Origin of the sequence: uncultured Selenomonas sp. (assembly GCF_963528755.1) — a bacterium.
In the GTDB taxonomy this organism is placed as follows: Bacteria; Bacillota; Negativicutes; order Selenomonadales; family Selenomonadaceae; genus Selenomonas.
In genome coordinates, this window is the sequence record NZ_CAURXA010000002.1 from 380,450 (window position 1) to 398,800 (window position 18,351).

Annotated in this window: 18 protein-coding genes; 2 read left to right on the forward strand and 16 right to left on the reverse strand. The window is 58.6% G+C overall.

Annotated features, from left to right (window positions below):
- The first annotated feature begins 117 nt into the window (after positions 1-117).
- Positions 118-1,404: a hexokinase gene (locus RWS31_RS03925; RefSeq protein ID WP_314596245.1), complete on the forward strand. Its 1,287-nt coding sequence runs from the start codon at positions 118-120 to the stop codon at positions 1,402-1,404.
- Positions 1,405-1,483: 79 nt separating this feature from the next.
- On the opposite strand, the gene hydG is transcribed toward RWS31_RS03925, so the two are convergent.
- The 13 genes from hydG to RWS31_RS03990 form a co-directional block, all read right to left on the reverse strand.
- Positions 1,484-2,908, reverse strand: a complete 1,425-nt coding sequence (hydG, locus tag RWS31_RS03930) for a [FeFe] hydrogenase H-cluster radical SAM maturase HydG (RefSeq protein ID WP_314596247.1) — start codon at positions 2,906-2,908, stop codon at positions 1,484-1,486.
- A gap of 48 nt (positions 2,909-2,956) precedes the next feature.
- A complete protein-coding gene (locus RWS31_RS03935) occupies positions 2,957-3,823 on the reverse strand; it encodes a glycosyltransferase (protein ID WP_265070276.1) in 867 nt (288 codons plus the stop codon).
- 18 nt (positions 3,824-3,841) lie between these two features.
- Complete coding sequence (locus RWS31_RS03940) at positions 3,842-4,969, reverse strand: D-alanyl-D-alanine carboxypeptidase family protein (RefSeq protein WP_314596249.1); 1,128 nt, start codon at positions 4,967-4,969, stop codon at positions 3,842-3,844.
- Positions 4,970-5,014: 45 nt separating this feature from the next.
- A complete protein-coding gene (gene ilvN / locus RWS31_RS03945) occupies positions 5,015-5,515 on the reverse strand; it encodes an acetolactate synthase small subunit (protein WP_037367896.1) in 501 nt (166 codons plus the stop codon).
- A gap of 62 nt (positions 5,516-5,577) precedes the next feature.
- Entirely contained in the window at positions 5,578-8,061 is a 2,484-nt protein-coding gene (locus RWS31_RS03950) for a sulfatase-like hydrolase/transferase (protein ID WP_314596251.1), read from the reverse strand.
- A gap of 13 nt (positions 8,062-8,074) precedes the next feature.
- Positions 8,075-9,757 carry a biosynthetic-type acetolactate synthase large subunit gene (ilvB, locus tag RWS31_RS03955; protein ID WP_314596308.1) on the reverse strand — a complete coding sequence of 561 codons (1,683 nt, stop codon included), beginning with the start codon at positions 9,755-9,757 and terminating at the stop codon, positions 8,075-8,077.
- Positions 9,758-9,773: 16 nt separating this feature from the next.
- Complete coding sequence (gene hydE, locus RWS31_RS03960; RefSeq protein ID WP_314596253.1) at positions 9,774-10,814, reverse strand: [FeFe] hydrogenase H-cluster radical SAM maturase HydE; 1,041 nt, start codon at positions 10,812-10,814, stop codon at positions 9,774-9,776.
- The gene (locus RWS31_RS03965) at positions 10,780-11,442 is read right to left on the reverse strand and encodes a hypothetical protein (protein ID WP_314596255.1); all 663 of its coding nucleotides are present in this window, start codon (positions 11,440-11,442) and stop codon (positions 10,780-10,782) included. Before RWS31_RS03965 ends, hydE begins: the two co-directional genes overlap by 35 nt.
- 40 nt (positions 11,443-11,482) lie before the next feature.
- Positions 11,483-12,418, reverse strand: a complete 936-nt coding sequence (gene metA, locus RWS31_RS03970) for a homoserine O-succinyltransferase (RefSeq protein ID WP_314596257.1) — start codon at positions 12,416-12,418, stop codon at positions 11,483-11,485.
- A 135-nt stretch (positions 12,419-12,553) separates the two neighbouring features.
- Entirely contained in the window at positions 12,554-14,422 is a 1,869-nt protein-coding gene (locus RWS31_RS03975; protein WP_314596258.1) for a hypothetical protein, read from the reverse strand.
- Complete coding sequence (locus RWS31_RS03980) at positions 14,415-15,518, reverse strand: alcohol dehydrogenase catalytic domain-containing protein (RefSeq protein WP_314596259.1); 1,104 nt, start codon at positions 15,516-15,518, stop codon at positions 14,415-14,417. The genes RWS31_RS03975 and RWS31_RS03980 overlap by 8 nt, the downstream gene beginning before the upstream one ends.
- The gene (locus tag RWS31_RS03985; protein WP_314596261.1) at positions 15,464-15,877 is read right to left on the reverse strand and encodes a type II toxin-antitoxin system death-on-curing family toxin; all 414 of its coding nucleotides are present in this window, start codon (positions 15,875-15,877) and stop codon (positions 15,464-15,466) included. Before RWS31_RS03985 ends, RWS31_RS03980 begins: the two co-directional genes overlap by 55 nt.
- Entirely contained in the window at positions 15,874-16,026 is a 153-nt protein-coding gene (locus RWS31_RS03990; protein ID WP_314596263.1) for a hypothetical protein, read from the reverse strand. The genes RWS31_RS03985 and RWS31_RS03990 overlap by 4 nt, the downstream gene beginning before the upstream one ends.
- Before the next feature lie 183 nt (positions 16,027-16,209).
- Between RWS31_RS03990 and RWS31_RS03995 the strand changes: the two genes are divergently transcribed.
- Positions 16,210-17,034, forward strand: coding sequence for a flagellin (locus tag RWS31_RS03995; protein ID WP_314596265.1), 825 nt, complete (start codon positions 16,210-16,212; stop codon positions 17,032-17,034).
- 72 nt (positions 17,035-17,106) lie between these two features.
- Here the strand turns inward: RWS31_RS03995 and RWS31_RS04000 are convergent, their stop codons facing one another.
- The 3 genes from RWS31_RS04000 to RWS31_RS04010 form a co-directional block, all read right to left on the reverse strand.
- On the reverse strand, positions 17,107-17,523 hold the full coding sequence (locus RWS31_RS04000) for a PIN domain-containing protein (RefSeq protein WP_314596310.1): 417 nt from the start codon (positions 17,521-17,523) through the stop codon (positions 17,107-17,109).
- On the reverse strand, positions 17,523-17,726 hold the full coding sequence (locus RWS31_RS04005) for a toxin-antitoxin system protein (RefSeq protein ID WP_314596267.1): 204 nt from the start codon (positions 17,724-17,726) through the stop codon (positions 17,523-17,525). The genes RWS31_RS04000 and RWS31_RS04005 overlap by 1 nt, the downstream gene beginning before the upstream one ends.
- A 256-nt stretch (positions 17,727-17,982) precedes the next feature.
- The coding region (locus RWS31_RS04010) for a hypothetical protein (protein WP_314596268.1) at positions 17,983-18,351 on the reverse strand (369 nt) is incomplete at its 5' end.

The window sequence follows — 18,351 nt, forward strand, 5'->3', positions numbered from 1 at the left end:
TAGGTCGCATGTGAAAACGTCCCAAGAACGCGAGCCGAAGGCGAAGCGCGATTGGCTGACGTTGACCACCCGGGGTCCGCTCAGCGGAGAAACCCTCATTTTAAAGGAGGAGCAGCCATGACCATGGACAAGAAGAAATACGACGAAGTGCTCGCCGACTTCAGCATCAGTGACGACGAGCTTCAGAAGATTTCCGCCGACTTCGAAGCGGAAATGCAGGCGGGACTTGAGGGCGAAGATTCCACGCTGCGCATGCTGCGCTCCTATGTCTCCCTGCCGACGGGCAAGGAAATCGGCGATTTCCTCGCGCTCGATTTCGGCGGCACGAACGTGCGCGCCCTGCACATCCTCCTGCACGGAGGCGGCAGGTATCAGGTCATCAAGAAGGCGGCGAAGCCCCTGACCGAGCCGGGCGTCTACGACTATGTGGCTGAAAGCGCCACTGCCGAAGAGATGTTCGACTTCCTCGCCGAACTCATCGACGAGGCCATCGAGAGCAACCGCTCGACGACGTACCTGCTCGGTCACACCTTCTCCTTCCCGTCGGTACAGACCGACCTCTACAACGCCAAGCTCATCACTTGGACGAAGGAGTTCGCGACGCAGGGCGTCGAGGGCAAGGTCGTCAACGACCTGCTCAAAGAAGCCCTCGCACGGCGCGGCGCGAGAAACGTCATCCCCGTCGCCGTCATCAACGACACCGTCGCCACGCTCCTCGCCGCCGCCTACAAGAAGCCGAATGCCTACATCGGCTCGATCTACGCCACGGGGCAGAACACCTGCTACTTCGAAGAATTTCCCGACGGCTCCGAAACGCCCACCGTCATCAACATGGAGTCGGGCGGCTTCGGCAAGCTGCGCCCGACGAAGTATGACAGGCACATCGACGAAACCTCCGAAAAGCCCGGCGCACAGCACCTCGAAAAGATGGTCTCGGGACGCTACCTCGGCGAAATCTACGGCGAGGCGCTCGCCGACATCCTCGGCAAGGCCGCTCCTTTCTCCTTCACGAGCATCGACCTGTCCACAATCGTCGCCGATGCCTACCTCGATCGTCACGAAGCCGCTGCCATCCTCGAAGAAAAGACGGGCAAGAAATTCAATGCACTTGAGCTGAACCTGCTGCAAGATCTCGCGGGCATCATCATCGCGCGCTCCGCCCGCCTCGTCGCCGCGACCTTCGCAGGCATCGTGCGCCATCGCACACATGGCGCGGAGATCAAGGAACAGCACATCGCCATCGACGGCTCCGTCTATGAAAAGATGCCCCTCGTCGCCGAAAACCTCAAGAAGGCGCTCACCGACCTCCTCGGCGACGAAGCAGAAAAGATCCACATCGTCCTTGAAAACACCGGCTCCGCCCTCGGCGCCGCCCTCGCCGCCGCCATGACGGTGGAAGGGTGAGTTTCCTATAAAGAAAAAAGCGCTGCTGCATGGAACAAACACATTCCATGCAGCAGTGCCTTTTTCTTTCCTTCACCCCTCAAAAGCGGAAGTCTCTCATGCCGTCGCCGAGTTCCTTAAGGTAGAGCGCCGCCTTCTTCTTGACGGCGGGGTTCGGGATGTCCTGCCACTGCTCCTGTATGACGCGCTCGCCCTTTTCCTGCGTCGTCTTCTTCGCGTAGTCCTCCAAGTATTCCTTCAAGGTCATCAGGGCGTTCGGCAGACAGCAGTTCTTGATCTGCCCGCTCTTACAGAGGCTCATGAAGCGGTCGCCCGTGCGTCCCGCGCGGTAGCACGCGGTGCAAAAGCTCGGCACATAGCCGAGGTCTAAGAGCCATTCGATGACCTCGTCCAGCGTGCGCGTGTCGTTGACATCGAACTGCGCTGAATTTTCCTCTGGACTCTCCCGCTTCTCATAGCCGCCGACGCTCGTCGAGGATGCTCCCGAAATCTGCGAGATGCCGAGATCGAGGACGCGCCTGCGGCTTTCCTCGGACTCTCTCGTCGAGACGATCATGCCCGTATAAGGCACGGCGATGCGGATGACGGCGACGATCTTCGCGAAGGTATCGTCGTCGATGGCGTTGGAGAACGCGCCTGGATCGATGTCGTCCGCTGGCCGAATGCGCGGTACGCTGATCGTATGCGGGCCGACGCCGAAACGCGCTTCCAGATGCTCAGCATGCATCAGCAGGCCGACGAAGTCGTAGCGGTACATATTGAGACCGAAGAGCACGCCGCAGCCCACGTCGTCGATGCCGCCCTCCATCGCGCGGTCCATCGCCTCCGTATGCCATGCGTAGTCGTGCTTTGGGCCTGTCGGATGGAGCTTTTCGTAATTTTCCTTGTGGTACGTCTCCTGAAAAAGGATATAAGTGCCGATACCCGCTTCCTTGAGCTTTCGGTAGTCTTCGACCGTCGTCGCCGCGATGTTGACATTCACGCGGCGGATCGCGCCGTTCTTGTGCTTGATTGAGTAGATCGTCTTGATGCTTTCCAGGACGTATTCTAAAGGATTATGCAGCGGGTCTTCTCCTGTCTCCAGCGCGAGGCGCTTGTGCCCCATATCCTGCAACGCGATGACCTCACGGCGAATCTCGTCCTGTGTGAGCTTCTTGCGATGGATGTGCTTGTTCTTCGCATGGTAGGGACAGTAAACACAGCCATTCACGCAATAGTTCGACAGATAGAGCGGTGCAAAGAGCACGATGCGCTTGCCGTAAAGCTCCTCCTTGATCTCCTTGGCGAGCGCGAGCATCCGCTCGACGAGATCAGGCGCGTCGACGGCAAGCAGCAGCGCCGCCTCGCGGTGCGTGAGTCCCCTGCAGTCCTTGGCACGCGAAAGAAGCTGCTCCACGAGTGCGCGATTTCCCTTGTTCTCTTCCGCCCACGCGAGCGTCGCGAGGATTTCTTCGTGATGGATGAACTCCTCAGCACGCGCGGACTTCGGATCGTACGTTGTCATGCTTATGCCCCCTCAAACATCGGTCAGGCGAGATGCCAGGTCGTCTGCCTACAAACCCGCCTCTTCGACGAGTGCGGGCAAATCGCGACGGAAGAGCGTCATCTCCTCTTCGCTCCATTCCCCCGACTGCACGCCTAACAAGAAATATTTGCGAAAGATTTCGGGATGATTGCGCAAACGGTACGTTATGTCGGGCAAACACTTATGCATGAGGCGAACCTCCTGCTTATCCCTCTCCTTTTCTTTCGTCGCCGAAAGGCTTCCTTCATGAATACGATATCGATAAAGAACCTTTTTGATATGCCCGATCCTTCCATAGCGAAGGAGGATACGCAGCCAGTAGTCATAATCTTCCAGGAGAAACATCTCGGGATCATAACCACCAATTTCCTGCGGAACGCTGCGACGGTAAAGGAAACATGCACCAATGCGATTCTGAACAAGCATCTTCCACGGATCAGCATCAAAGCGATCCGTATCCACAAGATGCTGTTTTCCAGACACATCTTCAAACAGAAGCTCCATCGCCGCATTGACCATCATATACTCGGGAAAACGCTGCAGATAAGAAACCATCTCGTGAAGTGCTTCGGGTGCGTACGCATTATCATCGCTCGTCCATGTGAAAAACATGCCGTGCGCTTCGGCAAAGCCGATATTCAAAGAGCGCGGCAAACGTTGATTCTCCTTGTTGCGCACGATGCGAATGCGGCTGTCGTGCGCAGCATATTCGGCAAGGATCTGCGGCGTCGTATCCTGCGAGCAGTCGTCGACAGCGATGAGTTCCCAATCCTGCATCGTCTGCGCCAAGATGCTATCCAAAGATTCACGCAGATACTTCTCTCCGTTATAGACGGGCAAGACGATGGAAACCAGCGGCTGATGCGATTTTCCCTTTTCCATCCATGATCTCACTCTCAATCTTCCTCTCCATCATGAGCGCCCCTCTGCCAAGGCGCTGAAGCCGTAGTCAAGGAGCGCGGCGGCCTCCGATGCTCGCGTCTCCTCGTCGTTCGAGTGCATGACGACGGCGATCAGCTCCGTATCGCCGCGCATGGCGGATGCTGCGAGGCAGCCCCCTGCCGCACGCGTCCAGCCCGTCTTGAGTCCCGTGCAGCCCGGGTAGGAGTAGAGCAGCGCATTCGTGTTCTCGCAGTACGTTTTGTAGCCTGCGGGCTGCAAGTAGTAGATCGTGCTCGCCTTCGTGCCAACGATCTTGCGGAACTCAGGATTTCGGAGGCCATAGGCGGCAATGAGGGCGATGTCATGCGCCGTCGAATAATGGTTCGCATCGGGCATGCCGTTCGGATTGACGAAATGCGTATGAAAAGCGCCGATCTCCCGCGCCTTCCGATTCATCATCGCCGCGAACTGCGCCTCCGATCCGCCGAGCGTCTCGGCGATGGCGAGCGCCGCGCCGTTATCGGAAATCAGCATCATCTGACGCGTGAGATCTCGAAGCCGCGCCTGCTCGCCCGGGCGCACGCGCGTCGTCTCGACGTCGGCGGCAAACGGCGTGATCGTCACAGCGAGGTCGGATCTGCCGCTCTCGACCGAAAGGATGCATGTCATCATCTTCGTCATGCTCGCGGGGTACTCACGCTTGTCGCCGTTCTTCTCGTAGAGCACCTCGCCCGTCCTCGCGTTCATGAGAATTGCCGCATCCGCCGTCATCGAGCGCACAGAGGCAGGCGGCGCGGCGAGTGCTGCGGACGACACAGACGGCGCAAGGGAAGTAGCAGGGGCGGCGTCGGGCACAGCGGCTTCAACTGTCTTTGGCTCGGCATTCGGCGCATGCTCCCGCGACGACTTCCCCAAGGCGATCGTGCGCTGCGCCGAGCTGGCGTGCTGCCGTTCGGTATGCACCTCGGTCTGTCCGACATCGTGCGCACGCTCGCCGACCGCGACGGGCGCGTGCGCGGCGAGCGCGGGCACGCCCCCCAGTAGCGCATACGAAAGCGCGAGCGCCCCCGCAGTCGTGCGCAAAGCGTGACGTCCCAAAAGGCGCACGCCGTCCGGCTTGAACCCACGAAAAGAGAAGAAATCCTTACGTCCCAACAAAAGAATTGCCCCCTTACAGAAACACGGCTAGATCTAGCGCGCCCCTTACATCTCCTTGACCGGCACAGGACCGCGCGACAGCGCGATGGCACCCGTGCGTGCAATCTCGATGATGCCATACTCCGAAAGCACCTCGGACAAAGCGTCGATCTTGTCGCCTTCGCCCGTCAGCTCGATGACGACATTCTCCTTGCTCACATCGACGATACGTGCGCGGAAGATGTTGACGACGTTGATGATGTCGGCGCGCGTCTCCTTCGTCGCGCGCACCTTAATCAAGACGAGTTCACGCTTGATCGAGTCCACCTCGCTGAGGTTGACGATCTTGATGACGTCGATGAGCTTCGCGAGCTGCGTCGTGACCTGCGCTAGCTCGCGTTCGTCCTCGACCGACACGACGATGTTGATGCGCGTCACGTCCGGTTCTTCCGTATAGCCTGCCGAAATGCTCTCGATGTTGAACGCGCGGCGGCTGATCAGCCCCGATATATGCGTGAGGACGCCCGGCTTGTTGTCGAGGAGCGCCGCAAGGAAAAATTTCTGCATCATGTTTGATTCAACCGCCCTTCCCGCCGCCTGGAGGAATCTCAGGCGACACTCTCATCATATCACACATGGGCGAACGATGCCACATGCTGCCACGCAATCGCGAGGAACTTGTCGCGCAAGGCGTCGCTCCAAATCTCTCGATGCCCCTCTCGCTCATACAGATGCCATACATAGGCGCTCATATCGATCGTGCCGTCCATGCGCGTAAACTCCTTCGTTTCCAAACGAAACTCATGTTCCTTCGTGCGGATTGCAAGCTTGTACGTCTGCCCAGGGAAGACGGAATTCGAGATCACATATTCGCGCGCCCTGCCGCCAAACGCGGCGGGCAGGTTCGCATCAAGCGTTTCATCCATGGGCAGTCCCGCCTCGTGCATGACGACGGCATGGAGATCGAGAAGGCTCACGAGCTCATCCGTCATACCGAGGGTGGGAACGCCCGCACCGCGCATCATGAACGCCGTGCCGCAGCGCTCGTCGCTAAAGAAGAACGGGTCTTCGCTGTGAATAGAAACCCCATGGTCGGAATAGGCGTTGATGATGTACTCATCCTCCCCGTAGTGATCCTCGATATAGCGGAAAAGCTCACCGAGCGCCCTGTCCATGCGCTCGATGGCAGCCATGTTGTCATACACATTGCGCAGTTTTCCATTGAGATCGAATGCCCTTTCTCTCGGCACGCCTTCATAGACACGTTCCTGCCAAGGAAGCTTCGCCTGCGTTTTCGGCTGGGGTGGAATGGCATAGGATACGACCGGATGCGAGTCCGACACATGCAGGAATACATAATTGTCGCATTCATCAAAAGCATCGAGATGATCGATCGTCCGCTTGACGCCCTCGTACGCCGAAAACGTGATGTACGGAGCTGCGACGATGCGGTCATAACCGCGTTTGAGCCCATTGTCTATGCCTGTGGCGTCTCCCATGGTCTGCACGCAATGGTAGCCAAGCTCCTTCATGCGCTCGGAAAGCACCTTGTTTTCGGCAGGGATTTCCATCCACACATCCCCATGGAAAACCTGGCTTCTATGCATATGCATTCCCGTTTCCATCGTACTGAGAGAAGCAAATGTGTACTCAGCGACGGAAAAAGCCTGATCAAAGATCACGCCTTTGGAAAAAAAGCGCATGAGATTCGGCATGGCGTGGAATCCATCGCGGCGCATCGCCGTCCAGGACAAGCCATCGAGCAGAAGATTCAAAATCAGGCGCTTGCGCTTGGGACTGTGCACGAGCCGCACAGGTTCCGTCACAACGAAAGGACCATCCGAAGAGACAAGGCGCGTGTCTCTCTCCATGCGCAAAAGACCGAATTCCCCGACCCCCGTATAGAAATCTCCGCGCATCCGTCCGTCATCGAGCGTGATGGCAGCCTTTTTTTGGGCTTTGAGCGGTGTGACAGCGACAGCAACAAGAACAGGCACATCAGGCGATACATGAACGGTCAAAGAAGTTTCCGTCATCGCTTTTCGCAGGTCAAAAGTGATATTCGAGTAAATCTCCAAATCTTTCCTGCCTGAACACTCCAGATAAGCCAAACGCACCGCACGCATATTGAAAAAGATGTCGGTATTGTAGATGCCGCACCACAGCCTTCTCCCTCTCTTTTTCGGTGAAAGGAGAAACCTGCCGAACAAGGTGTGCCGATGCGTCTCCATCCCTCCCTGGGGAAGCAGCTCGACTTCCTCGTAAAAAGGCGTCTGAAAGACCGTCAGCCTTCCCATCAGAAAAGCACGCCGCACAGCCATGTCCTCAAGGCGAATAGGCAGCCCCGGCAATTCCCCTGTATGCTTGTGGCAAAGCCCCTTGAAGCGCGCAGCAAGCTCTTCTTCGCCCTGTGCGTCATAGAGATCGACGAGCAGCCGCCACAAACTCACATGGACAGGGCGAAGCGCATACGCACGCTCCGCCAAAACACGCGCTCCGGTCAAATCGCCCGCTGCAAAACGAAGAGCCGCTTCGATATGCAAAGGCGCAGACGCATCATGGCTCAAGGCGGCGAACTCTGCCAATGCTGCTTCCGCCGAAGGAGGAAAGGAGCGTTGCTCAAGCCACGAGAAAAGCTGCCGCCTAAGAGCATTCGTGCGCTGTTCGCGCAAAGCATCCGCCATGAGTGGAAGAAGCTCAGACTCCGGCGCATCAAGCAGCATCTTCTGCACAGCATCCAAAAGACGCGCACCACTTTCATGAAGCAAGAAGCACTTCCCATCATTCAGGAAAAACACGGAAGCATCCGCATCAATGGGAAACAAGCGACACGGCAGTTCCTCATACGCAGGAAATTCCTGCGGAGATGCCCCCACTTCCGACAGTCTCACCGCCCGATCGAAAAGTGTCGTGCGTGCTCTTTCATAGTTCGCGCGCATAGCATCGGCATTCGGCACATAGAGCAAATCATGCAACAGAGAAAAAAGCTCCTCATCGGGCGCACGGTTGTACGCTTCCATGAGCGCCAGAACCGTTGTCCGAAAGGCTTCCGCCTTTCCCGCAGCAGCCGCCTCCTGCAGCTGCCCGATCAGCTGCACCTCTTTCTCATTCATCCCGCGTTCTCCCCTACTCGCTCTCCAAGACCATTTCGTCGAGACACTTGCCGCCCGGCACCATCGGCAGGACGTCGACATTGCCCGGCACGATGACGTCGATGAGTATTGGCACATCGCTTGTCAAGGCCGCTGCCAGATCCACCTTGAGACTTGCCGGATCTTGGAGGCGGCAAGCCTGGACACCCATCGCCTCGGCGAGCTTTACGAAGTCCGTGCTGCCCGGCAGGAGCGTCTGGGAGTAATGCTTGTCGTAGAACATGCGCTGCCACTGCGTGACCATGCCGAGCACGCGGTTGTGCACGACGATGATCTTCACGGCAACACCGTTCGCCGCTGCCGTCGCCATCTCCTGACAGTTCATCATGATGCTTCCGTCGCCCGTGAAAAGGATGACCTGCTGGCCGGGCCGCGCGACCTTCGCGCCGATGGCGGCGGGCAGGCCGTAGCCCATCGTGCCGAGACCGCCCGACGTCAGAAAGCGGCGCGGCTCCTTCGCATCGTAGTACTGCGCCGCCCACATCTGGTGCTGGCCGACGTCAGTCACGATGATCGCATCGTCAGCGGCAAGCTCGCTGACCATCTCAATCAGCTGCTGCGGCATGATGCATCCTTCCTTCTTCTTGTAGGAAAGCGGCTGTTCATTGTTCATCTCGACCGTGTAGCGGCTCCACCCGGAAAAGCGTGCACGCAAATCGCCCAGAGCTGCCAGCTTCTCCTTGAGGAGAGGCAATGACCAGCGCAGGTCGCCGAGCACGCGGCAGTCAACGACGACATTCTTGTTCACCTCGACGGGGTCAACCTCGAAGTGCACGATCTTCGCACGAGGCGCGAAGCCCTGAATCCTGCTCGTCACGCGGTCATCGAAACGCATGCCGACAGCGATGAGCAGATCGCATTCCTGGATCGCCATATTTGCCGCGTATGTGCCGTGCATACCCGCCATGCCGAGGAAGTTTTCACGTGCAGCCGGCACGCAGCCGATGCCCATGAGCGTCGTCACCGAGGGAATCCCCGTGAGATCCAGGATCTCGCGCACATCCTCGGCCGTGTCTGAGAGCGTCACACCGCCGCCGAGGATGAGGAGAGGCCGTTTCGCCTCGGCGATCGCCAAAGCCGCCGCCTCGACCTCCGATGCATCACCCGTAAAGTCCGCCGTATATCCCTTCAAGTGTACCTTCTCAGGATAGACATAATCCAGCTCCTGCGTAAAGACGTCCTTGGCAATGTCGACTGTAACCGGTCCCGGACGCCCCGTGCGCGCGATGAAAAAGGCTTCTTTCAGCACTTGCGGCAAATCCTTCGCCGCCTTCACGAGGTAGTTGTGCTTCGTGATCGGTGTCGTGATGCCACAGATGTCCGCCTCTTGGAAGGAATCCTTGCCGATGTAGGGATTGCCGACCTGCCCCGTGATACAGACGAGCGGGACAGAATCCATGTACGCCGTCGCGATGCCCGTCACGAGGTTCGTGCCGCCGGGGCCGGACGTCGCCAGGCACACGCCGACCTCGCCTGTCGCACGCGCATAGCCGTCCGCCGCATGAGCCGCTCCCTGCTCGTGACGCACGAGGATATGGGGAAACTTCTCCGTGTAAATCGCATCATAGAGGTCAAGCACCGCGCCGCCCGGATAGCCGAAAACAACGCGCACACCCTCCTTGCGCAGACTCTCCAAAACCGCCTGCGCCCCATTCATCTTCAAAGCAAACACCTCACAAATCTATACTTCTCCTGCGCCGAAAACCCGCATCCTTGGCGACGAAGCGACCGATGACCGAAAGCTGTGCGCCCAAGCACGCGCGGCAATGCTCGGGCGTATCCTTGACGCATGCCTTGCCCGGATAGAGCGCGTACTTGCGGCGAAAATCGCCCTCCGTTACATTCGGCATGACGACGTTCGCGCCCGAGCGCAGGATGAGCGAACGTGCGCCGCGCTCCAAAGTCTCCATCGCCGTCGTCGCCGGAATGTTCGCCTCGGGCAGGAGAAGCCGCAAGAGCGAAACCATGCGCCGCGTCAAGTGAATGTCGCCCGCCGCCGCCTCGCCGAGTGGCGTATCGCCGTTCGGTATGAAGGGACCGATGCCCACCATGTCCGCATCAAGCTCCCGAAAAAAGAGAATATCACGAGCCAGAGACTCGACCGACTGCCCAGGCAGTCCCACGAGCGAACCTGTGCCGACCTCATAGCCGAGTGCACGCAGAGAAGCGAGGCATGCACGGCGCGCCTCCCAGCTCATACCCGGGTCGAGCCTTTCGTAAAGCTCGCGGTCTGTCGTCTCAATACGAAGCAAAAAACGGCTTGCCCCCGCTTCCTTGAGCGCACGATACTCCTCTTTTGTGCGCTCGCCGATGGAAAGCGTGATGACAAGCCCCAAAGCCCGTATTTCGCGCAGGACAGGGGCGAGCCGCTCGACATGCCAATAGCCGTCCTCGCCCCCCTGCAGCACGACCGTCCGATAGCCATAGCTGCGTGCATTTCGTGCCAAACGCACGATCTCCCGCGGGCGCAGACGATAGCGCTCTGCCCTTTCATTTTCGCGCCGCAGACCGCAGTAAAAGCAGTTCTGTCGGCAAATATTCGTGAACTCGATGAGTCCGCGAAGATGCACGCCGTCGCCCACATACTTTCGCCGCACACGGTCGGCAGCGGCGGCAAGAGGCTCTTCTGCAGCAGAAGACGTCAAAAGCCAGGCAAGCTCCTCCTCGCACAAGCTATGCTCATTCTCCGCCTTTTCTATCAGCCTCTGTCCCATGATCCTTTTGCACCTTTTCTTTGGATGCCTGTGTGAAGCCTCCCAGCAAGGACGCCGTCAGATCCTCACGCTCATGCTCTTCCATCCGCTTCAAATCATCCGTCGTCAGCGTCTTCTTCGTCTGTGCGGCAATTTCCATGCGATGCCCTCGTTCGTAGGCGAGTACCGCTTCAAGGAACTTGCGCTCCAAGCTCTTCTCAGGCAGATCCTTGATAACCGTTACATTCTTTGGGAACGTCGTCGTGATGGACGACCATGTGCTATTGAGATCGTCGGCACGCTCTAGGGTCGAAGTCCCCGCCGCAAGGTCGATGCGCAAGTACTCCGCCTCACCCACAAGGTCGTCGTAGCCAGCGAGCGATTCGCCGCGCCAGCGCCTCTTGGCAACGACATCGGCAATCGCCACATCGTCGTATGTCTGCAAGGTCGGCACGATGAGCACGCGCGGGTTCAACACACCATTCGCAAGAAGCTCGTAGTGCATGACGCTCTTGTTGAAGAAGTAATTGGCACGCGCCGAGGACTGCACCCATTCATAGATATTCGGCGACACATGAGGCGCCGACTCTGCCGTCGCCGCGAAAAAAACGAAGGGAAGGAGCGCGGCTATCCATCGTTTCATCTTCATCTTTTCTTTCACTCCTTTTCTTTCAGCCATACAGAAAATCTCAATCATCCGCCGCATGATAGAGCCCGTCCAGTTCATACGGAGTCTCCTGATACACATAATAATTGAGCCAGTTCGCAAACAAGAGGTTCGCCACGGAGCGCCAGCGCACGACAGGCATCCGCGTCGGATCGTCCGCCGGGTAGTAATTCTGTGGGATCTCGATCGGAAGCCCCGCCGCCACATCGCGGTCGTACTCCTGCTTCAAAGAAAGCGGATCATACTCGGCATGACCCGTGATGAAGAACTGCCTCTTTTCGATATTGGCAATCGCATAGACGCCCGCGCGGCTCTCTGACTCCGCGAGGATTGTCAGCTCGGGCACGCGCTTGATGTCCGCCTTCTTCATCTCCGTATGGCGCGAATGCGGCACATAGAACTCATCGTCGAAACCGCGGAAAAGTCGCTCGTGCTCGACGCAAAGGTGATGCTTGTAGACACCGAAGACCTTCTTTCCCGTATCCTGCTTGTCGATGCCGTAGTGGTAGTAGAGGCCCGCCTGCGCACCCCAGCAGATATGGAACGACGAATAGCAGTGCTTCTTGCTCCACTCCATGATCTCGGCGACCTCTTCCCAGTAGGCGACCTCCTCGAAGGCCATCTGCTCGACGGGCGCACCCGTGATGATGAAGCCATCATACTTCTTGTGGCGCACCTCGGCGAACGTGCCGTAGAATTCCGCAAGATAGTCCTGCGACGTATGCTGCGGCACATACGACTCCGTATAGATGAAGTCGACCTCGACCTGCAGCGGCGTATTGCCCAAAAGACGCAGAAGCTGCGTCTCCGTCACCGACTTGTTCGGCATGAGGTTCAGGATCAGAAGCCTAAGCGGGCGGATGTCCTGGCTGTAGGCGCGTTCCGCATCCATGACGAAGATGTTCTCGCTCTCCAGCACATGTGCCGCCGGCAAGCTATTCGGTATTTTGATCGGCACGAAACCGCCTCGCTTTCCCCAAGCGGCCGAGCCGCCTCAATCGTGATTCAGTTTAGCATAGAACAGGGAAAAGTGTCAAACGCCTTTAAACCTTTCCCCGTCCTATAGAACGACAGCTGCCGTCGAAGAAATTTTCTATGCCTCTTCCCACCGTTGCCATACTTTTTCGTATGCCGCCTCGACTTCCTGCACATATTGGCGAAAGTTCATCAACGGCGAGGCGAGGAGCATGTCGCGCTGTTTTTCTCGGAGCATTTGGAGCGTTTCAGGCGAGCTGGCGAGGAGCTTGGCAATCTCCGCATACTCTCGCTCACTCTTGGCGACAAGCTCGGCAAGCCCTGCATTCTTCAAGAGGCTCGCGCCGAACCTTGCGCCATGCGTCCCGCCCTTGAGCGTCACGACGGGCACGCCCATGTAGAGCGCCTCGCACGTCGTCAAGCCGCCCGTATAAGGGGCAGTGTCGAGTGCGATGTCCATATCGGCGTACTCGGCGAGGTAATCCGAAGAGAAGCCGCGAAGCTCGATGCGCGACACATCGAGGCCGAGCCGCTCGAAGCGCTCGACGGCGAGCGAGCACCCCTCTTCGCTCTCAAAGAGCCTGCTCTTCAAGAGCAGCCGCGCGTCCGGCACATCTGCCAAGAGCTGCCGCCATAGGAGCAGCATCGCGTCCGTGACCTTGCTGTAGTTGTTGAAGCAGCCGAAGGTGACATACCCGCGCGAAAGGCACGGCGGCGGCGCAACGTCTGGCATCGCGACGAACGGCAGGTAGCAGAAGTGACTGTGCGGCAGGGAGAGCGGACGCTCGCTCCGCTCTTCCCGAGCGCCCTGCGACGCGCCGTCCTCCATCGCGCCGCGGCACCTTTCGGCTGCCGCGTCTTCCACTTCCTCCGCCGCATCCAGCACCCGATCCCCAAGCAAATAGTCGATCGTCGAAAGCCCCGTGCGCCCCATGTAGCCTAGCCCTGTAACCTGCACGGGCGCGGGCTTTCGCGCGAGGACGGCGAGGCAGTTATCCTTCGTGTGCCCCGAGAGGTCGCAGAGGATGTCGATCTCGTCTGCCGCGACGAGCCGCGCTGCCTCCTCGGGCAAAAGCCCGAGGATATTCCTCCAGTGAACACCCGGCTGCTGCGCCATCGTGCGCGACACTGCGTCCTCGCTGTTGTTCGCATAGCAGAAGACCTCGAACCGCTCGCGGTCGAAGGCACGAAGGAGCGGCAGCAGGAAGAAGGCGACTGCGTGATGGCGGAGATCGGGCGAGATATAGCCGATGCGAAGCCGCGCGTGCGCGTGCTGCACCCTCGTGTGCGCCATGCGCTCCACATGGGAAAAGAAGCCGTCGAAGCCCTCGGCCAGCCCCGAAAAAGGCGCACGCTTCTCCACGGCGACATAGTTGAGCGCAAAGAGCGCGTTGCTGTACTCCGCGACGGCCTGCGCTTCATCCGCTTCCATTCGGCTCGCGGCGAGAAAAGCACGGACGCCCTCTGCGGCACTTCCCGCGAGCGTCAGCGCAGAACCCCTAAGGCTATAGCTTTCCGCAAGGAACTTTCGATAGTAGGCGGCAAGCGGGGCGGGCAGCTTCTCAGCAAGACGCTCCTCCAAATACGAGATGAGTGCCGCGAGATGCTTAAGCTCCGTACGCGTCCTGCCCTCAGCTTTCTCGATGTAGATCTCCTGCAGCGCCGCGCCGGGGTGTGCGGGAGCGCTCTCGCGAATACGGGCGATTCCTGCACGCGCCGCCCCATAGTCGCCAAGCTGCACGAGAGACGCCGCCAACACATAGCGAAGCTCCACGAGATCGTGCAAAGCCGCCTCGCTGGCAGACGCCCCCGCCGTCGGGGCGAGCGCAGACTCCGCCAGCGCACGCACATCCGTGTACCGCGCGGCGGCAAAAAGGCGGCTCGCCTCGCCGAGCAAATCGGCAGGCGAGCCGCCTACGGACGCAGGAAGCGGCTTTTTCGCCGAGCCGTCCTGCACCCTCTTCTGACGCTTGCCGCGCTTAGCCATGCGCTTCCTCCCCGTTCACGAAGAGCACCTTGCAGTACATCTCCTGCTTGTCGTGCAGCAAGGCGAACGCCTCCTCGTATTTTTCAAAAGGAAAGGTATGCGTCACGAGCGCCTCAGCATCGACCGCATGGCTGCGCATCGCGTTCATCGCGTCGAGCCATTCGGCAGGGCGCGTGTTGAGGCTGCTCTTCCATGCGCCGTGCAGCTCGACCTCCTTCTGCAGCAAGAGATCGTACATGAGGCCCGTCATCTCAAGGCTCTTCTCCGGCCTTCCCATGACGACGACGCGCCCGCCGCGCTTCACGGACAGCAGCGCCGTCTCCAGCGCACCGCCCTCGCCGAGACCCTCAATGCACGCATCGGCGCCGCGCCCACCCGTCAGGCGCATGACGTAGTTGTAGACGTCCGAGCCCTCGATGTCGACCGACTGCAAAAAGCCCAGCGAGCGAGCAAACGCCGCCTTCTCCATCGTTCGCGCCACGAGCACGATGTTTCGGACGTCCGCCTCGCGCGCCCAGCTCGCCAGCGCCAGACCGATCGAGCCGAGTCCGAAGACTACGAGCGTCGATCCAGGGCCTACGCCCGTCTTGCGGAAAGCATGCAGCGCCACCGCAGCCGCTCCCGTCAGCGCCGCCGCACGAAAGCTCACGTCGGGCGGCAAAAACACGAGGTTCTGCTTCTTCACCGCCACGAACTCGGCCATACCGCCCGCACGCTCCGCGCCGTAGAGCTGCATCTCGCCGCAGTCGCGCGGCCTGCCGTCAAGACACGCCATGCAGCGCCCGCAAAAGAGCATCGGATATGCCGCCGCTGCGCGGCCAACAAGAGCGACATCCTCCGCCTCGACGATGCGCCCCGCGAACTCATGACCGAGAATCTGCGGCGCATTGCCCTCCGCCGCACCCGTCTCGTAGACGCTCTTGACGTCGGACATGCTGATACCCGACGCCTTGACCTCAAGCAACACCTCGTCCTTCGTGCGCTCGGGGCGCTCCACTTCCTCCAGACGCAGATCACGCGCCCCGTACAGCCGCAATGCCTTCATCCATGCCACATCCCTTCCATCTCCCGACGCCGCATCTTCTCGCTCAGCCATGCTGCCAGCTCATCGGACGCCATATTGCCCGCTGCCACGTCGATGATGACCTCTTCGAGCACAGCGTCCTCTTCCTCCAAGGCACAGCCATTGACCGCAAGGAACACCAGCATCGAATGAAGCGCCGTGCGCTTGTTGCCGTCAAAAAACGGGTGGTTCTTCGCAATGCCGTAGCACAGCCGCGCCGCCTTCTCCGTCAATGTCGGATAAAGCTCCACGCCGCCGAAGCTCTGGAAAGGCGCGTTGACCGCCGAGGCCAGCAGCCCCATGTCGCGCACGCCCTTCTCCATGCGGAACGCGCGTTCCATCTCCTCGTGGAAATAAAGCACATCGTCCACCACCAACTGAATCTTGCTCATCGGTTCTCCAACTCCTTGTAGAGCTTCTCGTTCTTCTTTATCAGCTCTATGGAAGCCTGCCGAATCAGCTTTGCCGCTTCGAGGCTCGTCCGGCTCGTCTTTCTTTCCATCTTTTCCTCATTTCTTGCACTCGTCATTGGCTTGCCCATGGCACACCCCTCCTCGCGCCTCGGAAATGCGTTCTTTTCCTTGCCCTATAGTATACCACACTTTGCCGTGCGCGCCTACTTCTGCTTTTTCTAGTTAAAAAGTCTTGCTTTCTTTTTCAATTTCTTTTATAATGAGCGTATACGAATGAACATATCGTCACCAACGAAAGGATGTGCAGCCTCATGGCGATCACACTCGGAAACAACCTCATCCAGCACTCGACCTTGAACCGCATCAACCATACATCGAACAACCTCGCGCGTCAGATTTCGAGCGGCACGAAGCACCCGTCCGCCGTATTCGGACCTTCTGCCTATTCCATCGACATGCGCATGAATGCGAATATCGCCTCCGTCAGCCAGTCGGATGCCAATTCGCAGCGCACGAACGCCATGCTCAAGACGGCGGAGGGCGGTGTAAGCTCTTCCGTCGAAGCGCTCGGCCAGCTGCAGCAGACGCTCCTCAATGCCGCCAACGGTACGAACAGTGACTCCGACCGCCACGATCTCGGCAAGATGGTCGATCAAACGATCGCCACGCTCAATGACAACGCCAGCATCCAGTACAACGGCATGAACCTCCTCGACGGCTCGAAATCCGCGAACGTCGCCTCCCTCGACGGCTCGACGAGCATCACGAACCTCGGTGACATGCGCTCTTCCGCGCTCGGCTTGACGGACGCGAACGGCAAGTCCACGCTGAACCTCGGCACGGACGCCGGCATCGCCGATGCCCTCGACAAGGTCACGACGGCGCTCAATAAGACACTCGACCAGGCGACGACCATCGGCGCGGCGCAGCAGCGCCTCAATTACCAGTCAGCAAACTTCGTCACGCAGGAAGAAAACCTCACGGCCGCCTCGACGACGAGCAACGGCACCGACATGGCAAAGGCCGCGAGCGAGTTCAAGAACAATGATACGCAGCAGAAGCTCTTCCTCTTCGCTCAGAAGGCGCAGATGAACACGATGGCATCCCACTACTCTGCCCTGGCTCTGCTTCGCTGATATGGCACAAAAAAATCCGACCTCGCGGTCGGATTTTTTATTGCCTGGTTCCCTTATGACTCAAAGGCCTTCTCATCTATCAAATTTCTCTACGAACTGTTCTGGCGACAAGATTGGTACATCACTCAGAGCATAATCTTTGGCATTGCGTGTTATGATGAAATCAGCAGATGCAGATTTGGCACACTCGACTTGCAAGCAGTCCTCAAAATCAGCAAATATCCCATTTTTCAAAGCTGTGCGCAACTTCTCTCCATCAACAGCCTCTACTTGCAAAATTTCAAAAAAAGCCAACAGAAGCTTGCGCCGTTCCGAATTTGTAAAATGCTTTCGAAGGATATAAAACATATCCACAATGGAATGAGCCGCCACAATCCCCTCATAGTCGCGATTTTTGCATCCTAACACAATTCGATATGCTGCCTGGTAAAATGGTTCTCGCTCCGTTAAATAATCAAGCAAAAGGTTCGTGTCCAGCAAGATCCGCATCAAAGATACTTCTCCTCCCTGTACCCTGCAAGTTCTCTAGCATAATCCAACTCGGGAACCTTGCGCTTCATGCTCTCCAAGACGGTGAATGCCTTCTCGCGAGCATCATATTGCCGTTGCTCTCGCCCGGCGAATTTGCGATGATATTCATTCATGTATCGGATCAAATCCGCCATTCCCTCGTCGGGCATGGATTCCATCATACGAAATGCCTCTTGACGTAATGCATTCATGTCGAACACTCCCTTCTTCGATTTCCATTATATCATAAACCACCCCTCATGCACATAGCAGAAGGAGGCTCCCGCTGCGGCGGGAGCCTCCTTCTTTACCATGAAACCCCAAGAGGTCAAGCCCAAAGGGCGCAGACTGATTGGTTAGGTTTCTGGTAAGGGCGGCGCACAATGTCCACAAAGTGGACGTTTGTGCGTGTAGTTTATGCTCAGACGCGCGTGGCAATCATGCCGACGCCTTCGTCTTCTTCTTGATTTCCTCCTCTTCATCATCGTTGGTATGGCTGTAGCCCTTGCCGCTGTAGTAGCCGGCACTGCCCACACCCTTGCCCAGGGCATTGGCGAGGCCTCTGTCAGCGGCTCTCGAAGAGCCGTCCGCATAGGAGCCTGCACCGCTCGAATAGTCCGTGCTCCGCCGACTGCCGCTCGCGCCTGTGCGAGCGTCGCTCGAAGAGCCGACGCTCATGCCCGCCGCTGCGGCAAGACCGCGGTCAACGACGCTTTCTGCACCGACAGTGCTGCTTGCAGAACCGACAGCACTTGCTGCACCCTGCGGCCTGACAGCTACGCCAGACTGTGCGCCCTGCGGCTTAAC

Bases quoted from the DNA above. Each gene is read 5' to 3' on its own strand.
- RWS31_RS03985 (WP_314596261.1), bottom strand. From the start codon at position 15,877: ATGAGCAAGATTCAGTTGGTGGTGGACGATGTGCTTTATTTCCACGAG.
- ilvB (WP_314596308.1), bottom strand. From the start codon at position 9,757: ATGAATGGGGCGCAGGCGGTTTTGGAGAGTCTGCGCAAGGAGGGTGTG.
- RWS31_RS03975 (WP_314596258.1), bottom strand. From the start codon at position 14,422: ATGGCTAAGCGCGGCAAGCGTCAGAAGAGGGTGCAGGACGGCTCGGCG.
- ilvN (WP_037367896.1), bottom strand. From the start codon at position 5,515: ATGCAGAAATTTTTCCTTGCGGCGCTCCTCGACAACAAGCCGGGCGTC.
- RWS31_RS03925 (WP_314596245.1), top strand. From the start codon at position 118: ATGACCATGGACAAGAAGAAATACGACGAAGTGCTCGCCGACTTCAGC.
- RWS31_RS04005 (WP_314596267.1), bottom strand. From the start codon at position 17,726: ATGATGGAATCCATGCCCGACGAGGGAATGGCGGATTTGATCCGATAC.
- hydE (WP_314596253.1), bottom strand. From the start codon at position 10,814: ATGGGACAGAGGCTGATAGAAAAGGCGGAGAATGAGCATAGCTTGTGC.
- RWS31_RS03980 (WP_314596259.1), bottom strand. From the start codon at position 15,518: ATGGCTGAGCGAGAAGATGCGGCGTCGGGAGATGGAAGGGATGTGGCA.
- RWS31_RS03990 (WP_314596263.1), bottom strand. From the start codon at position 16,026: ATGGGCAAGCCAATGACGAGTGCAAGAAATGAGGAAAAGATGGAAAGA.
- RWS31_RS03965 (WP_314596255.1), bottom strand. From the start codon at position 11,442: ATGAAGATGAAACGATGGATAGCCGCGCTCCTTCCCTTCGTTTTTTTC.
- hydG (WP_314596247.1), bottom strand. From the start codon at position 2,908: ATGACAACGTACGATCCGAAGTCCGCGCGTGCTGAGGAGTTCATCCAT.
- RWS31_RS03950 (WP_314596251.1), bottom strand. From the start codon at position 8,061: ATGAATGAGAAAGAGGTGCAGCTGATCGGGCAGCTGCAGGAGGCGGCT.
- RWS31_RS03995 (WP_314596265.1), top strand. From the start codon at position 16,210: ATGGCGATCACACTCGGAAACAACCTCATCCAGCACTCGACCTTGAAC.
- RWS31_RS04000 (WP_314596310.1), bottom strand. From the start codon at position 17,523: ATGCGGATCTTGCTGGACACGAACCTTTTGCTTGATTATTTAACGGAG.